The sequence below is a fragment of the Bacillus sp. V3B genome (assembly GCF_024494465.1).
GTDB lineage: Bacteria > Bacillota > Bacilli > Bacillales > Cytobacillaceae > Bacillus_BD.
Map to the genome: position 1 here is coordinate 1 of NZ_JAETXM010000006.1, position 17,364 is coordinate 17,364.

Annotated in this window: 11 protein-coding genes; 8 read left to right on the top strand and 3 right to left on the bottom strand. The window is 36.7% G+C overall.

What is annotated here, in order from left to right; all coding sequences use genetic code 11:
* The first annotated feature begins 330 nt into the window (after positions 1 to 330).
* Positions 331 to 564 carry an excisionase family DNA-binding protein gene (locus JMM81_RS09435; protein WP_256241323.1) on the top strand — a complete coding sequence of 78 codons (234 nt, stop codon included), beginning with the start codon at positions 331 to 333 and terminating at the stop codon, positions 562 to 564.
* 143 nt (positions 565 to 707) lie between these two features.
* Here the strand turns inward: JMM81_RS09435 and JMM81_RS09440 are convergent, their stop codons facing one another.
* Positions 708 to 1,211: a hypothetical protein gene (locus JMM81_RS09440; protein ID WP_256241324.1), complete on the bottom strand. Its 504-nt coding sequence runs from the start codon at positions 1,209 to 1,211 to the stop codon at positions 708 to 710.
* Positions 1,212 to 1,509: 298 nt separating this feature from the next.
* On the bottom strand, positions 1,510 to 3,174 hold the full coding sequence (locus tag JMM81_RS09445) for a glutamine--tRNA ligase/YqeY domain fusion protein (protein WP_256241325.1): 1,665 nt from the start codon (positions 3,172 to 3,174) through the stop codon (positions 1,510 to 1,512).
* Between the two features lie 516 nt (positions 3,175 to 3,690).
* On the opposite strand from JMM81_RS09445, the gene JMM81_RS09450 reads away from it, so the two are divergent.
* The 4 genes from JMM81_RS09450 to JMM81_RS09465 all read left to right on the top strand — a co-directional run bounded on the left by JMM81_RS09450 (position 3,691) and on the right by JMM81_RS09465 (position 9,970).
* Positions 3,691 to 6,411 (top strand): dynamin family protein, encoded by a 2,721-nt coding sequence (locus JMM81_RS09450; RefSeq protein WP_256241326.1) that lies wholly within the window; start codon positions 3,691 to 3,693, stop codon positions 6,409 to 6,411.
* A 192-nt stretch (positions 6,412 to 6,603) separates the two neighbouring features.
* Positions 6,604 to 7,440: a D-amino-acid transaminase gene (dat, locus tag JMM81_RS09455; RefSeq protein ID WP_256241327.1), complete on the top strand. Its 837-nt coding sequence runs from the start codon at positions 6,604 to 6,606 to the stop codon at positions 7,438 to 7,440.
* A gap of 11 nt (positions 7,441 to 7,451) precedes the next feature.
* Positions 7,452 to 8,396: a dipeptidase gene (locus JMM81_RS09460; protein ID WP_256241328.1), complete on the top strand. Its 945-nt coding sequence runs from the start codon at positions 7,452 to 7,454 to the stop codon at positions 8,394 to 8,396.
* Positions 8,397 to 8,608: 212 nt separating this feature from the next.
* The gene (locus JMM81_RS09465) at positions 8,609 to 9,970 is read left to right on the top strand and encodes an aspartate kinase (RefSeq protein ID WP_256241329.1); all 1,362 of its coding nucleotides are present in this window, start codon (positions 8,609 to 8,611) and stop codon (positions 9,968 to 9,970) included.
* 148 nt (positions 9,971 to 10,118) lie between these two features.
* On the opposite strand, the gene JMM81_RS09470 is transcribed toward JMM81_RS09465, so the two are convergent.
* Positions 10,119 to 11,342 (bottom strand): MFS transporter, encoded by a 1,224-nt coding sequence (locus JMM81_RS09470; protein WP_256241330.1) that lies wholly within the window; start codon positions 11,340 to 11,342, stop codon positions 10,119 to 10,121.
* Between the two features lie 387 nt (positions 11,343 to 11,729).
* Here JMM81_RS09470 and JMM81_RS09475 point away from each other — a divergent pair, with 387 nt between their 5' ends.
* From JMM81_RS09475 to JMM81_RS09485, 3 genes are all read left to right on the top strand, one after another.
* A complete protein-coding gene (locus JMM81_RS09475) occupies positions 11,730 to 13,472 on the top strand; it encodes an ABC transporter ATP-binding protein (RefSeq protein ID WP_256241331.1) in 1,743 nt (580 codons plus the stop codon).
* Complete coding sequence (locus tag JMM81_RS09480) at positions 13,453 to 15,279, top strand: ABC transporter ATP-binding protein (RefSeq protein WP_256241332.1); 1,827 nt, start codon at positions 13,453 to 13,455, stop codon at positions 15,277 to 15,279. Before JMM81_RS09475 ends, JMM81_RS09480 begins: the two co-directional genes overlap by 20 nt.
* A gap of 445 nt (positions 15,280 to 15,724) precedes the next feature.
* The gene (locus tag JMM81_RS09485) at positions 15,725 to 17,089 is read left to right on the top strand and encodes an alanine/glycine:cation symporter family protein (protein ID WP_256241455.1); all 1,365 of its coding nucleotides are present in this window, start codon (positions 15,725 to 15,727) and stop codon (positions 17,087 to 17,089) included.
* Positions 17,090 to 17,364: the final 275 nt, after the last annotated feature.

The window sequence follows — 17,364 nt, forward strand, 5'->3', positions numbered from 1 at the left end:
GAGAATGTGGGGAGAAATCATTCATCATACAACACCAGAGGGAATTCTTCTTCGAAATACGATTATGAAAAATCGTACAGATAAAGACTTTCAATTCGTTGATCGTTTCCATGGTTACAATAAAGTGGCTATCAAATCTTAGATTTATCCGATCTTAGTGGGAGGCAAACCTCCACTGATGGACTTCTTCTTTATAATTTGATTATTCTCTACTGCAAGTACTATATATCGATAATTGTAAGGGAAAAGAGAAAAGAAGAAATAAAGTAACTCTTACTAAAATAAGCTATAATAAGCTCTATAAAGATGGTGGTAGGAGTGATGAAATAAGTGTATTTAACAGTAGAGGAAACGGCTGATTATTTATCGGTATCTGTACCATATGTGGAGAATTTAATTTCACAAGGGAAAATAAGAGTTTTGCATGATGATGAGGGTGTAGCATTGATCTACAAGGAACAATTTAAGACACATTTTGAACAGCTTGAGAAATATAAACTGTTAGTGGAAGAATTGGAGAATGAGCCGATCCCTGAAGATAAAGATATAAAGGATGAGGATTAGAAAGTAGGAAAGAAATAAAGGGGCCGACGCTTAGTAAAGTGTCGGTCCTTTTTCATGCTTTTTTCACAAATGGATATTATCAATCATCATTATAAATATAGTCCATATAGTTAAAGCTTTGCTATCAAACTATTGAAGTTTCTTTATAAAGTAAAGTCATCCACTGGTTCAGTTAATCTTACATCGTGTTCTTCAGCAAGTTGTTCTATATTGTCATTAAAATCACGCATTAACGTACGCGCCTCATTCAACATGGCATTCGCTTCTTCAATTTTTCCTGGATCCAACTCGTCTAAGGCTGTAACGACTGTAACAAAGGCATTATATTGAAGGTTCACACCATCGATATAACCTTCATGAATTTCCCTTAGCTCTTCTGTTTCAACTTTTATATCCTCTAATTTATCGGCAAATTCTTGATAGGCGGGGATCACTTGGAAGGTTAGTGTCTCGTAGAGTTCTTGATCAGATGTATAATTTGGTCCAGTTACACTTTCATAAGCGGTAAGTGCTTCATTTTCTAAATGAGAAATATCTGCAAGTTCTTCATTTAAATAAACGAGAAGATCGTCTTGAACGGGATCGCTAAAACAACCAGAAAGAATGAATGTGAGAAGTAATACAGGAACCAAAAAAAAATTTTTCAAAAGTTCCACCTCCATGCTCTTAATATATGAAGAGTGGAAGTCCAATAATACCAAGGGGGATAGGTGTCGCAGGTTTATCAACAAGGCGCTGTTAAACAATAATGTTAATGCTCAAGAAGCCTTTAGTGTACGCGAGCATTAAGTTATTCATGGAATAGAACGCATGCCTGCATACAGCAAAGGCAATTTGGCAGGCAATAATCATTCACACAGCCATCAGCAAAAAAGGGCTGTCCCAGCAAAAATGTCAGACATCTGATGGGACAGTCCCCTAATAATGTTTTTGATGCAGTCTTCTTTATAGTTTAAACGAACTTTTTAACGATACAATGATATTAAAGACAGGCTTTTCAGGTGTGGTATGCTTTGAATCCACATTAAAATAGCCGTGACGGAAAAATTGGAATTTTTCTTGTGGTTTCACATCTTTCATATTGGGTTCGATGAAACCTTGAACACTTTGTAAAGAGTTTTCATTGACATGATCAAGAAAAGTAGTTTCTTCTCCAGATTCCTCTGCCACTTCCAATTCCTTATCTAAAATGAGCGGTTCGTACAAACGGAATTCAGCTGGAATCGCTTGGGTAGCTTCCACCCAATGAAGCGTGCCCTTTACTTTTCGGCCAGTAAATCCGCTCCCACTCTTTGTTTCCGGATCATACGTACAATGCAATTCAACTACATTTCCATCATTATCTTTTATCACTTCTTCACATTTAATGAAGTAAGCATGTTTCAAACGAACTTCATTTCCTGGGAAGAGACGGAAATATTTTTTCGGTGGATTTTCCATGAAATCCTCTTGTTCAATATAGATTTCACGAGAAAAAGGAATTTGCCTCATACCCATTTCTGGATTTTCTGGATTCACTTCAGCATCAAGCATTTCAACTTGACCTTCAGGATAGTTTATAATCACAACTTTTAAAGGACGCAGGATTCCCATTGTACGCGGTGCTTTTAATTTCAAGTCTTCTCGTACAAAGTGTTCGAGCATTGCTGAATCAACCGTACCAAAACTTTTAGAAACACCTGTTTCTTTAACAAATTCACGAATTGCTTCAGGTGTGTAACCTCTTCTTCGTAAACCAGATATGGTTGGCATACGCGGATCATTCCAGCCATCGACAAATCCTTCGTCTACAAGTTGTTTTAGCTTCCGTTTACTCATGACTGTATTCGTAATATTTAAGCGTCCAAATTCATATTGATGAGGGATATTCTCCATTTCACATTCTGCTACAACCCAGTCGTAGAGAGGACGATGATCCTCAAATTCGGTTGTACAAATGGAATGGGTAACACCTTCAATCGCATCCTCCAGCGGATGGGCAAAGTCATACATAGGATAGATGCACCATTTGTCACCAGTATTATGGTGGGATGCATGGGATACACGGTAAAGGATCGGGTCACGCAAGTTTAAATTTGGTGAAGACATATCAATTTTTGCTCTAAGTACTTTACTACCATTTTCGAATTCACCATTCTTCATCCGTTCAAATAGATCAAGATTCTCTTCAATCGACCGTTCACGATAGGGGCTTTTTTTCCCAGGCTCTGTTAACGTCCCGCGGTATTCACGTATTTGCTCGGCTGTTAAGTCATCGACATAGGCTTTTTCTTTCTTGATTAACAGAATAGCGCGTTGATACATTTCTTCAAAATAGTCAGAAGCATAGTATAAGTTGTCCCAATCAAAACCAAGCCATTTCACATCTTCTTTAATGGAATCGACATATTCCTGATCCTCTTTTGATGGATTTGTATCATCAAAGCGTAAATTCGTTGTGCCATTAAAATCATCTGCTAGTCCGAAGTTAATCACAATTGATTTAGCGTGTCCGATATGAAGATATCCATTGGGCTCAGGAGGAAAACGAGTAATGATTTTATCGTGTTTCCCTGTTTCTATATCTTCCTTTATTATACTCTTAATAAAATTTGACGAGTTATTTTCCAACCTGTATCAGCCTTTCTTTTAACTAAGGTTATATTTAATCCTCATTATAGCAAATAAGAAAGCTTCACTTAAACGAATTTGCGATATTTTCTTATTATATCCATCTTTTTTCGAGAACAATCTTAAAAAGGTTAGACTGCTATCTTGAATAAAGGTGATTAATTGCTTAGAGGACTGCCTTTTAAACCTAGGGTGTGTTAATGATAAATGGTCTTTGGTGTATGAGACTATGTGTTTAATTCAGTATGAGTCACTTCATGGACACGTACAACAAAGTCCATTAGACCATCAACAACAAACACTATGGTTTAACACAGACTCAACCTTAAATAGTCATTTTGTAGGAGGTAGAGTCATTATAAACTTCTTTTAGTTAAAATGTTATAAAAATTTAAGCTAAATGACATTATTTGCACGATGATATTTGATAGTATAATAGGATAGGATGAAACTGAGATAGAAGACGTGCTGTTTACTATAAGTGAAGTGGTGAATTTTACTTCGGGGGCGAAAAAGATGACGATAGAAAAACAATTAATAGAAAAAATGTATTATGAAACATTTTTAAATAATGATCCGGAGAAGGAGCCGATACAAGTACTTGGTGAAGCTTATATGGAGGAGCAAAAAAAAGGTATTCCTGATTTATCCTCTATCCGGTTTGCCCAAGGAGAACTGTATTTTCAGTACAAAGATTATGAAGCTGCTATTTTTAAATGGGAAAACATCGAAAATGAATGGGGACCCTGGGCAAAAAAGAATATGGCAGATGCATATTTTGAACTTAGATTGCTACCCACTGCGGAGGATATTTATAAAAGCATTACGACAGATGATCTAACTTTGCATATAGAAGTTTCACTACAATTATTTTCACTATATATAGAGCGAGGCAAGTTGGAGCTAGCAACCCAAGTGATTAAAGAAACAATTTCACTCAACCCTGATTATCCAAATGTAACGAGATTAGCACAGTCCTTTTTTGAAAAGCATCAAGATTGGTCAAATGCGATTGAGCTTGCGTTGAATGAAGCAATGAGACTGGAATCTACTCAGTGGTACGATGTATTGATCGGGTATGTAGAAGAAGGACGAACAAGAACAAAGGAACCGGTTTATTTTGAGAACGTATTGTCCGTGTTAACGAATATCGATGCTGATCGTTTTGAAAGGTTTGTAGCTTCATTATGGAACAGTTATAAGGATCGAGAAACCCATATTTCATGGATGGTAATGATCGATCGAGTTATGACTAAACTAGACAGGGATAGAGTCCACTCTTGGAGTGAACTTTCTCGTTTATACGAAGAATCATACTTGAAATTAATAAATGGTACCCATTTGATCGAAGAAATTGGAGCAATGATTCCAAGTTTATTAACAAATTGGATGAAAATATGTGATTCAAATTACGCACTAGCGGCTGCAACAGCTGTCATCTCATGGAGTGAAATGTTTCCTAGAACACTTGAATCTTCAACTGTCTATGAGGCGGAGAATTTATTGTTGGAAGTAGAACAACACTCAAGCGGCTTTGAAGAAGCTATTAGATTAGCAGATGAAATTTTAAATTGGGCGGGTAAGCAAGATTTACAAGTAGCAAAAACGATTACATGGATCCTAGATACATTAAAAGACAAAGAGTCTTATAGGCTGTTAATTGTTGGAACGAACGAAAGTGGTAAATCAGCTGTAATCAATTCAGTTGTGGGCAGGCATGTACTTCCTGAAGACAATTCAGCTCTCGTCATGGTCGATTATCATGATCAATCGGAAATTTACGAAATAGCTGAGACAGAAATTCAGCCTGCTGATCGAATTGAAGAAGAATCGTCATTCCGTTACCAACGCTCGTTTCATGCGAAGTTGGACAGTACTTTTTTACAAGAGAATCAAATCTCTTTTATTGATACACCTAGTTTAAACGATAGTGACGAACTTTTTTCCTGTTTACATGCTGCAGATGGAATATTGTTTGTGTTAAATGCGAACACACCATTTACGGAAAAAGAACAGCAAGTACTCCTGCAAATAAAAGAGAAAATACCGAATGTAACGATTCATTTTCTCTTGAATAAAATGGATGGGGTGTACGATGAAAAGGTTAATAATATTAATGAGATAGGGGCAACGATTAAATCATTTGTTCAAGAAGCAGAAGTGTTTGCTTTCTCTTCACATTATGATAGCCATAGTCAGTTAAGCGACCTACGGCAGTTTTTATCGACTCATTATACGAAAGCGGATATTGTAGTAGGAAGAACGACAAACTTGCTTTATTTTATTAGAAGAATGATCACGTATTTATTAAGTAAAAGGGTTGAAAAAGAAAATATGCTTGTGGATTCCATTAAATGGAATGAAGAGATGGTTTCCAAGTTGAGCGGGGCTATCCATCAAATGGGTGATTTAGAGGCAGAAAAAGTACGGATGATGGCCAAATCTTATCATAGCATTAGAGACAAAATGAAACAGGAATTGATGGAAAAGATTCCAAAACTATTACGAGAATGCTCTGAGTATATTAAAGAAAATAGTGATTTTCGTAACCTGCACATTGCTTTAAATGATGAGATGAATAAAAAATTGGAGATCTACTTAGAGGAACAAGCTATGCCTGAGTATTTTCGTTCTATTCAGCAATGGATTGCTGATTGTGCAGATGAATTTAATGAAGTGCAAATATCTCTTGATGAGATGTGTGAGGGCTTTAATGCTTTGTATGATAAAGATAAGTTAAAGCTTAAATGTGACTTTAAAGTGCTTGAGGATTGGCGTCGTGATGCAGATCGTATGACAAGTGGCATCTACTGGGAAAAGATGAATATTTTATTACGCTTTACACCTTCTCAATTTTTATTAAAAAGTGCAGGGAAATTACTTGGTGGTCTCTCTCAGAATAAAACCATGCTGTACAACAAATATAAACAATACGTGGAAACAGAAGATTACCAGGAAGTTGCGCAACTCATTGCTTCACGATTTCTACAGCAATTCGAGCTGTTTGAAAAATCAATTGAGCGTGATATCACGATCTTCTTTAGAAACCCACTTGCGGTTTTGAATCAAACAGTCGAAGAGTCTCGTTTGGAAATTGCAAAGAATAAGGAAGCACTAGATAACATAAGACAAAATCCTGAATGGTATCAAGATCCACTTACTTTCTTTGAACTAAAACTTCGTCAAAATGAGTGGTTGAATCAAAAAGAAAGTCCTGGTATAAAAACCGGTGTCTGACACCAGAAATGGACACTCTTACGGTTAATGTATCTTGAAAGAAAACATCGAACTTTAAGTTGATATAGCAAAAAGGATCTCAAGTTGAGGTTCTTTTTGTTCTGTGAATAAAAAGAAAGTCAATATTTCTCCATATTTTATCGGGTTATTCATTTATACTGAATATAGATAGTAAGTTAGGGGGAATGAATCATGAGCATTGGGTATATAAATGGGAAATATATTCCATTGGATGAACTAGCTATTCCTATTGATGAAAGAGGTCACCAATTTGGAGACGGCATTTATGAAGTTATTCGTGTGTATAATAGAAAAGCATTTATGTTGGATGAACACCTTGAAAGGTTAATCACTAGTGCAAAAGCCATCAAACTTCCGATTGAGCGAGACGCTAGTGACTTTCGACTATTAATCAATGAAGCCGTTGAAAAATCAGGTCTTTCAGAATGCACTATCTATTTACAAATCACTCGAGGTTTTGCCCCAAGAAAACACCTTTTTCCAGGTGTACCCATTTCTATTTCAATGACGGTAAAACCAGCGTCCCTTTTACAACAATCATTAAGGGAAAATGGAGTTTCTGCTATTGTTCATGAGGATGAACGTTGGGCTAATTGTTATATCAAGTCACTTAATTTACTTCCTAATGTTTTAGCCAGGCAAACAGCGTATGAGAAAGGCTGTTATGAAGCAATTCTAGTCCGAGATGGAATGGTGACAGAAGGAACAAGCTCAAATATTTTTATGGTTAAAAAAGGAAAGGTATATACGACTCCTTTATCTAAAAGGATTCTAGCGGGTATTACTCGATTAGCTGTTAGGCAAATATGTGAAGAAATAAACATCGAGTTTGTTGAACAGTCTTTTACAGTAGAAGAACTTTTCCAAGCAGATGAAGTGTTCCTAACAAGTACTACTTCTGAAGTGCTGCCCATTGTTGAAGTGGATGGACAGATGGTAAGGGCAGGAAAACCAGGTGAGGTAACAAGTGAGCTTTATCAAAAACTACAGCAAATGATTGTACGATGAAAGGAGCCTTTATGAATATAATTGATCTTCATTGTGATGCCTTGTTAAAGCTTTGGGAAGGAAAAGGTAATTTATCATTTGAGAATTCAGCAGAGTTAAATACAAACAAAGAAAGGCTTAAAAAAGGGAAAGTAAAAGTACAATGCTTTGCGATCTTCCTTGAACCAGACATCGCAAGTGATCAAAAATTTCAGGTGGCACTCCAACAAGTTGACTATTTTTATCGCGAAGTACTAGGGAAAAATCCAGAAATGAAACAAATAAGAAATTGGTCTGACTTTGATTGTTTAAAGGATAATGAAATTGGAGCTATGCTGACCCTTGAAGGGGTCGAGGCGATCGGAAATGATATCACGAAGCTGAACATTCTTTACCAGCTGGGGGTACGCTCGATTGGCTTGACGTGGAATCCGGCTAATCTTGCTGCTGATGGAGCGAGCGAGCCACGTGGTGGAGGGTTAACCTTATTTGGAAAAGAGATTGTTGGCTGGAATAATGATCATCATGTATTAACAGATGTTTCCCATTTATGTGAGAGGTCTTTCTGGGATGTAATGGAATTAGCGCATTATCCTATTGCTAGTCATTCTAATGCGCGAAAGCTTTGTAACCATCCTAGAAACTTAACAGATGAACAAGCTAGAATGATGTTTAAAAGGGGTGGGATGATTCATGTCGTCTATTACCCTGATTTTATTAAAGAAGGTGGATCCCTTACAACGATTGATGACCTTATCGCCCATATCGACCATTTTTGCTCTTTAGGGGGTAAAAAACAAATTGGATTGGGTTCGGATTTTGATGGGATATCCCATTTTGTACAGGATTTAGAGGATGCTTCGAAAAGCCAACATTTAATCGAAAAGTTATTACATTACTTTAAAGAAGAAGATGTTAGGGGCTTTGCCTACCAGAATTTTCTTGACCATCGACCTAAAGATTTGGGGATGATATAAGAAAAATGCTGTGGAGATGTGATATTTCCAACTCCTTTACGAAACTAGGTATTTTCAATTTGGCTTTTATTCTTCTACGGGGACGTTGCTTATGTCCTTTTTAGAAATACAATTGTCCATGTATAAAAGAAAAAACTGTTGCAATTTTTTTAAAAAGATAGGATAATAAGAAAATAAATTAGACAGAAAATTAACATGTAGGGGATGACGAAATGAAAGTTGTAAAGTTTGGCGGAAGCTCGTTAGCATCAGGAACACAGGTAGAAAAAGTATTTAATATCGTTTTGTCTGATCCTAAACGCAAAATTGTCGTGGTTTCAGCACCGGGAAAACGGTACAGTGATGATATTAAAGTAACGGACCTATTAATCTCTTTAGGAGAAAAATGTTTGGCCGGTACAAACGTGGATGAAGAATTAAATGCTATTCTAAAAAGATATTCTTTAATTGCAGATGAATTAAGTCTACCTGCAACGATTATAGATGTGATTAAGCAAAGTTTAGTATCTATTATGAATCAAGATAAAAAAAATCCGGAACTATTTATAGAAGCGATGAAAGCAAGTGGAGAAGATAATAATGCAAAGTTAGTCGCAGCTTACTTTAGGTCCCGTGATGTTGAAGCACATTATGTGAACCCAAAAGATGCAGGACTTTTTGTAACAAATGAACCGGGGAATGCACAAGTTCTTCCTGAATCCTATGATAACTTGTATCGTTTACGTGAACGGACGGGTATCTTAATTATTCCTGGCTTTTTTGGCTATAGCACAGAGGGCGATGTATTAACCTTCTCACGCAGTGGTTCAGATATCACGGGTTCTATTTTGGCCAATGGTGTGAAAGCTGAACTGTATGAAAACTTTACAGATGTAGATGCTGTTTACACGGTTAATCCATCCATTGTTGAGCAGCCGAAGGAAATTGGTGAGTTAACTTATCGTGAAATGCGAGAACTTTCGTATGCGGGCTTTTCAGTATTCCATGATGAGGCTCTAATTCCGGCTTTTCGTGCAGGTATCCCTGTTCAGGTGAAGAATACCAATAACCCATCTGCACCTGGGACAAGAATTGTGAGTAAGCGCGAGAAAGCAAATGGACCAGTCGTTGGAATTGCAAGTGATGATGGCTTTTGTAGTATCTATATTGGAAAGTATTTAATGAATAGAGAAGTGGGCTTTGGACGTAAGTTGCTGCAAATTCTTGAGGATTTCCATTTAAGTTATGAGCATGTTCCTTCTGGAATTGATGATATCACGGTTATTCTACATGAGGATCAAATGGATGAAGAGACTGAAAAACAAGTACTTGATCGAATTAAAGTTGAGCTTGATGCAGATGAAGTGAAAATTGAGCATCATCTTGCTTTAATTATGATCGTTGGTGAAGGAATGCGCCATAATGTAGGAACAACGGCTAAAGCAGCGAAGGCTCTTGCACATGCGAGTATCAATATTGATATGATTAATCAAGGATCTTCAGAAGTAAGTATGATGTTCGGTGTTAAGGCGCATGATGAAAAAAGAGCGGTTCAAGCACTCTATAATGAATTTTTTGCTAGTGTATTAGTTTAAGTTTCGACTTATAAATAAAAAGAAAGGCTGACTTGCAAATAACCTTTGAAAGTCAGCCTTTCTTTTATTTGTAATCGTTATTTATCCCAATCTTAATGGGCAGTAAGACCCCCACTGATGGAAGTCTTCTTTGTAAAGTTGATAAGAATCAGCTTACTTTAGCCGTCTTTTTGAGTGCTTTTACTTGCTTGTGTACGGCGGCTAAAAGAATCACTCCACTTATGATAAGGATAACGCTTGTTGTTACGAATACCGCTGAAAAACCAAAGTATCCTGATATGATTCCACCGATTGATGGACCGATAATATTACCGAGAAACTGGAGACTTGTGTTATAGCCTAGCACTTCACCTTGCATGGCAATGGGAGCTTCTTGACGGATATAAGCTACTCTAAGTGTGATAAGACCTCCAAGCGTTAAGCCTATTATGAAACGAATCATAACAAGCTGCCAATATTCGGTGATGAAGGCACCTGGCAAATAAACAAGACCGGTTACAAATAGGAGGATGACAAGTAGTTTAATATGGCCAAAACGGTCACCAATACTCCCCCATTTTCGTGTCATTAATAAATTACCCAAACCAGTAGCTGAAAAAGCCATACCAGAGAAAAAGGCTAAATTTGCATAACCATGTAATTCAGTGACAAATAGGGAAAGAATCGGTTGGATACTGAAATTAGCAAGTTGAATGAGAGTAGAAAGAAGCAGGACAGTAATCATCACAGGATTGCGGAAAATATGTATCAACACTTCTTTACTCGTATAGCTTGTCTTGGCCCCAGCTTTTGTTGCCAATTTAAATTCCTTTGTTGTAAAAACGAGTATGACGGAGATAAGGATGGAAAATGAAGCCCACTGGAAGGTTGATGCAAAGCCAACAGAGTCAGCCAGTATACCTCCTAGAAGAGGCCCCATTAAGCTACCTGTTATGTTACCCGTTTGCAATGTTCCTAGAGCACGGCCTGCTATTTCCTTTGGAGTTTGCGTAGAAATGTAGGCTTGTGACATTGGGATAAAGCCGGTGAAAATACCTGTAAAGAAACGTAATAGAAACAATTGCCAAACAGAAGTGACGAATCCCATGAGAAAGAGTGAGGATGCTAAACCAAGACCAGAGAATATAAGGATTTTTTTTCGACCGTAGCGATCCCCAATTCGACCCCAAACAGGTGCAAAAAGAAAAGCTGTGACAAATGTAATGGCAAAGGTCCATCCAGACCAATACTGAACATATGTTTCAGAAAAATTTCCAAACGTTTCGATGTATAAAGAAATAAAGGGGAGTACTAATGTCATACTGGCCCCAACAAAAAAGTTTGCAAACCACATAATCCTAAGATTACGCAGTGCTCGTTTACGTTCAAGCATGTTGGATACACTTCTTTCGATATTATTAATATTTATGAATTCAGCTTTCTACATAATAATAAAGAGAAAAGAAGTATTAAATTGCGAATATAGGCATAAAAAAACACGGATATTCCCTTAAGGTTTTCGAATAAAAAAATATAAAAAAAGGGTACCCTTTTTAAAAACGCGGATATAACACAAAACGATCTGTTTCTCAATAAAATATTTTGTAAAGCTACATCTATTATAATAGACCATATACTTGGAAAAATGAAGTGAATAGGATTTTTCATAAGATGAATATATTTAAAAATATTCAGAAAGCGTGTATGATCTAAATTATCATCTTCATTATGTTATAAAAATAAAAGTGGTGGAAATTATTAAAATCTGGGGGGAGGAACAATGGCAACCGTACTATCTTTTTTAAAGCCCTATCGAATTCCGGTAGTGGTGGCTTTATTGTTAATGTTGACGGAATTAGTGGTCGAACTTCTACAGCCATTGTTAATGGCAAAAATCATTGATGAGGGAATTTTGAAGGAAGATCTTTCAGCTGTACTCTTTTGGGGAGGAATCATGGTAGGTATTTCCCTGCTTGCTTTTTTAGCTGGGATAACAAACTCTTTCTTTTCAGCTCATGTAAGCCAAAGCTATGGCTATGATATTCGAAGAAAACTATATGAAAAGATTCAAAACTTTTCCTTTACGAATTTGAATCAATTCCGGACATCCTCACTCATTACACGTCTAACGAATGATGTCACGCAATTGCAAAATACCATTTTCATGGGTTTACGCATTATGATGAGAGCACCGTTGTTAGTTATGGGTGCCATAATCATGGCATTTGTCGTTAATGCAAAAGTTGCGCTCATTCTCATTGTAACTGTTCCTATTCTGTTTCTCTTTCTTATCTTTATTTTACAAAGTGGGAGAAAGCAATTCACGTCTGTTCAGGTAAAATTGGATTCTGTAAACAATGTGATGCGTGAAAACTTGACAGCGATGAGATTGATAAAAGCATTTTTACGACATACATATGAGTCGAAGCGCTTTCAAAAAGTGAGTTCACAACTTATGGATAAAACATCACATGCATTAAGATTAATGGAAACGACTATGCCTGTTCTTCTTTTTGTCATGAATTTGAGTATTTTAGGCTTATTATGGTTTGGGAGAGCTGAAATTAACCAAGGAGGGATAAAGGTAGGTGAGGTTGTTGCTATTATCAACTACGCACTTCGCATAACGGCATCCCTTTCCGTATTCTCCTTTATCATCATGGTATTTTCACGATTCAGAGCATCGACTGATCGTGTTTCAGAAATATTAACAGAGCGAAATGACCAGAAAGATGGTTATGATCTATTAGAAATAAATGATCCTTTGAAAGGGAAAGTTGAGTTTCAACATGTGGCATTCCGTTATCCGAGTACAGATGTTTCTGTTGTGAAGGATATTTCTTTTTTCATCAATCCTGGGCAAACGGTTGCTGTTCTTGGAGCAACTGGTTCGGGAAAAACCTCACTATTTCAATTGATTCCAAGACTTTATGATGTGGATGAGGGAGAAATATTGATTGACAATAGAAACGTGAAAGAATACCAATTGGAGCAACTTCGACAACAGATTAGTTATGTTTCGCAAGAGTCGTTACTCTTTACGGGAACGATCCGAGAGAATATTGCTTGGGGGAAAAAGGATGCAAGTCTAGAAGAAATCATGACGGCAGCAAAGCATGCTCAAATTCATGAAACAATTAGTAAACTTCCTGGTCAATATGAGACAAAGCTAGGACAAAAAGGAGTGAATTTATCTGGGGGACAAAAACAAAGGCTTTCAATTGCCAGAGCTCTTGTTAGGCAACCGAAAATTCTCTTACTTGATGACAGTACAAGCGCATTAGATCTTCAAACAGAGGCTAAATTGTTACAAGTTTTAAAGAGCTATACTTGTACAACGATGATTATTACACAAAAAATCAGTACAGTGCTTGAAGCAGATCTTGTATTACTGATTGAAGATGGTTCTCTTCTAGCAAAAGGAAATCACGAATCTCTGTTGGCAACCTCGCCTCTTTATCGACGTATCTATCAATCCCAAATGGATGAGGGGAGGGTAGGCAATGTTCAAGGAGTTAAGTAAACCTTTTCAGTATAAAAAAATAGTAAGTCAGACTGACATCAAAAGGCAAAACAAACAGAAAAATTCTATTCATAATTGGCAAGGTACGTTAAAAACGTTATGGAAATATCTTATTGTGAATAAATTTTTGTTAAGCTTCGTGATTGCCATGGTGATTATAAGTTCAGGTCTTGGCTTGCTTGGACCTTATCTTTTAGGGGTGGCAATTGATGAGTATATTGTTTCTAACAGGTTGGAAGGTCTTCTAACGGTATTATTTGGTCTTCTGCTCATCTATGTGTTCCATTCTCTTTCCCTTTGGCTACAAAATTTTTGGATGATTGGCATTGCCCAAAGAACAGTCTGGAAGATGAGGATGGATCTTTTTCGGCATTTTCATAAGCTACCAATTTCTTTTTTTGATAAGAAGAAGCATGGGGAATTAATGAGTAGGATCACAAATGATATTGAAAATGTGAGTTCAACCTTAAATAGTTCTTTTATTCAAATTATCTCTAGTATTTTAACTTTAATTGGTACAATCATTGTCATGCTTATGCTTAGTCCGTTATTAACGGTTATTACGCTTCTGATTGTTCCAAGTATGTTCTATGGTATGCGCTGGATTACAAATCGAACAGGGAAGCTATTTAAAGAACAGCAAATGAACATGGGCGATATAAATGGATACATTGAGGAAACGATTTCTGGACAAAAGGTAGTCAAAGCTTATTCACAGGAAAAGAAAGTCTTAGTCGATTTTAACGAGAAGAATGAGAAATTAAAGAATGCTGGGTTCTGGGCACAAGCCTATTCAGGATTAATTCCGAAACTGATGAACGTTTTAAATAATCTAAGCTTTGCTTTCATTGCTATTATTGGTAGTGTTTTAGCTTTAGGAGGCGGTATCGTCACGATTGGGACGATTGTTATTTTTACCGAGTATGCAAGACAGTTTACAAGGCCGCTTAACGATTTGGCTAATCAGTTTAATACATTATTATCGGCTGTAGCGGGTGCTGAACGTGTATTTGAAATTCTTGAATTGACTGAGGAGGCAAGTGATGAGAAGGGAACGATTTCACTTTCGAATATAAAGGGGGAAGTGGAGTTTCGAAATGTTTCCTTTTCCTATGAAGATGAAAGTCCAACCATTCAGGATGTTAGTTTTAATGCTTCACCAGGAGAGATGATTGCTTTTGTCGGCCCAACTGGAGCGGGGAAATCGACGATGATAAACCTCATTTCCCGCTTTTACGATAGCAAAGACGGAAGTATTTTGATCGATGGTCATGAAATAAAAACAGTGACAAGGGAAAGTTTTCGCAAAAGAATGGCGTTTGTTCTTCAAGAATCATTCCTTTTTGAGGGAACCATTCGGGAAAATATTCGCTTTGGTCGTTTGGATGCGTCAGATGAAGAGGTTGTGGAAGCAGCAAAAATCGCTAATGCTCATGCCTTTATTATGAAAATGCCTAACCAATATGACACGATTCTTCATCAAGAGGGAAGTGGGATTAGTCAAGGTCAAAAACAGCTACTTTCCATTGCAAGAGCTGTTCTGGCGGATCCAGTTATTTTAATTTTGGATGAAGCGACAAGTAGTATCGATACGGTAACAGAATTAAAGATTCAAGAGGCATTAGGACGATTGATGAAGGGGAGAACAAGCTTTGTCGTTGCCCATCGTCTCAATACAATTAGAAGAGCGGATCAAATTCTCGTGCTTGTAGAAGGAAAGCTAATTGAAAAAGGAACGCATGAAGAGTTGCTTGTACAAAAAGGGTATTATTATCAGTTAAACCATCAACATCAAGAAGCATACTGAAGAAGGGAGGTCCGTTTAGGTGCCTCTCTTCTTCCTTTTTTGGAAAATCTGATAGATTTTTTTCTCTGTTAGTATTATGATATTAAATATAACTGGTTATGTTATAAAAAGTGACATAAAACTTTTGGCTTTAAAAGAAAAATCAGAAAAGTTATTATTGACAGACTTTGAAATGCTGTTATATATTGTTTATATAAATAAAATTGTTATATAACACAAGTGATTTCTTTTATTGATAGTGTATTACTTATATAGAACAATCTTGTTATTTTGACACAGTTTAATTATAAACATGAATACACAGAAAAATAAGAATCCAATTAGAAGGGAATTCTACTTGTAAAAACAGGTGAGCAAAAGTCTTTTTCCTTCTATACTAGTCATTAGGGATACATGCATCCAGTACTCTCATATAGATTATAAAAAAATAAGGTTGGTGAAAATGATGACAGACTTTTTGAATAAAATAAGTGACTTTGTTTGGGGTCCCCCGACACTTATTTTAATCGTAGGAACTGGACTTTTATTAACGTTACGTCTTGGTTTCTATCAGTTTAGTAGTTTACCATATGCTCTAAAACTCGCTTTCTCAAAGCATCAAGACCGTGCTTCGGCGGGAGATATCTCACACTTCCAATCGTTAATGACGGCTTTAGCTGCTACGATTGGAACCGGTAATATTGCTGGTGTCGCCACGGCTGTTGTTCTGGGAGGTCCAGGTGCCGTATTTTGGATGTGGATTACAGCGCTTGTTGGAATGGCAACAAAGTACGCTGAAGCTATTTTAGCTGTTAAATATCGAACAGTTGGAAAAAATGGAGAAATGGCTGGCGGGCCTATGTATTATATTGAAAAGGGGTTAGGTTGGAAATGGCTTGCTGTTCTATTTGCTCTTTTTGGTTCTATTGCTGCTTTTGGAATCGGTAGTTCAGTGCAATCCAATTCTGTTGCTGCTGCTGTCGAATCTAGCTTTGGATTAAATCCTTGGATTACAGGTGTTTTATTAACAATTGCAACGGCTCTTGTTATATTAGGTGGAATTAAAAATATTGGTAAAGTTACTGCCTTTTTTGTTCCTATTATGGCTATTCTCTATATATTAGGTGGATTAATCATTATTTTATTGAATGCTGATCAAGTTCCCTCTATAGTAGGTCTTATTTTTAAAGATGCTTTTACGGGACAAGCTGTAGCAGGTGGGGCTATTGGAGCTGTTATCCGCTATGGTGTAGCACGTGGAGTATTCTCTAATGAAGCTGGTATGGGATCAGCCCCGATCGCAGCAGCTGCTGCTAAGACGGATCACCCAGGTCGTCAAGCGTTGATTTCGATGACAGGAACCTTTTTAGATACAATTATTGTTTGTTCAATCACAGGAATCACCTTAGTAATGGGAGGTTTATATATTGGTAATGATTTAACTGGTGCAGCTTTAACGACAGAAACGTTTAATGCGTTGCTTCCAGGTGGTGGTTGGGTTGTAACAATTGGGATTATCTTCTTTGCTTATTCAACGGTACTAGGGTGGGCATATTATGGAGAAAAATGTTTTGAGTACTTATTTGGAACTAAGTCGATTAAGGTTTATCGAGTCGTTTATATTTTGACAGTTTTAATTGGTGCTGGTATGAATCTAGGTTTAGTATGGACCATTGCTGATATCTTTAATGCTCTCATGGCGATCCCTAACTTAATTGGTCTTATCGCTTTATCGGGTGTTGTTGTAGCAGAAATGAGAAGCTTTAAGAAATTAAGAGCGAAGGAAAAGCTAGAGCAAAAACAAGACCCTGATTTTACAAATGTAACCTAATCTTATGAATATCATGTTTGTTGGTGTCTAGTTGAATATCCAAAAAGAAATGTCTGGGCCAAGTCCAGACATTTCTTTTTGTAAATAAATAATGTTTTTTTGCAGTGCCTGGTACCGTTTGAACACACAGTTTTTTGATAAGTTAGAAAAGGCTTGTGCCTTTTGTTGTTTAAGAAAGTGTAAAGTTGTACTATAATTTATTTTGTTTAGGATAATGGATTATGAACAAATAATAAGGAGAGAGGGATTTAACGTGCAATCTAGTTTGATACAAA

Bases quoted from the DNA above. Each gene is read 5' to 3' on its own strand.
- JMM81_RS09460 (WP_256241328.1), top strand. From the start codon at position 7,452: ATGAATATAATTGATCTTCATTGTGATGCCTTGTTAAAGCTTTGGGAA.
- JMM81_RS09480 (WP_256241332.1), top strand. From the start codon at position 13,453: ATGTTCAAGGAGTTAAGTAAACCTTTTCAGTATAAAAAAATAGTAAGT.
- JMM81_RS09465 (WP_256241329.1), top strand. From the start codon at position 8,609: ATGAAAGTTGTAAAGTTTGGCGGAAGCTCGTTAGCATCAGGAACACAG.
- dat (WP_256241327.1), top strand. From the start codon at position 6,604: ATGAGCATTGGGTATATAAATGGGAAATATATTCCATTGGATGAACTA.
- JMM81_RS09470 (WP_256241330.1), bottom strand. From the start codon at position 11,342: ATGCTTGAACGTAAACGAGCACTGCGTAATCTTAGGATTATGTGGTTT.
- JMM81_RS09475 (WP_256241331.1), top strand. From the start codon at position 11,730: ATGGCAACCGTACTATCTTTTTTAAAGCCCTATCGAATTCCGGTAGTG.
- JMM81_RS09485 (WP_256241455.1), top strand. From the start codon at position 15,725: ATGACAGACTTTTTGAATAAAATAAGTGACTTTGTTTGGGGTCCCCCG.
- JMM81_RS09450 (WP_256241326.1), top strand. From the start codon at position 3,691: ATGACGATAGAAAAACAATTAATAGAAAAAATGTATTATGAAACATTT.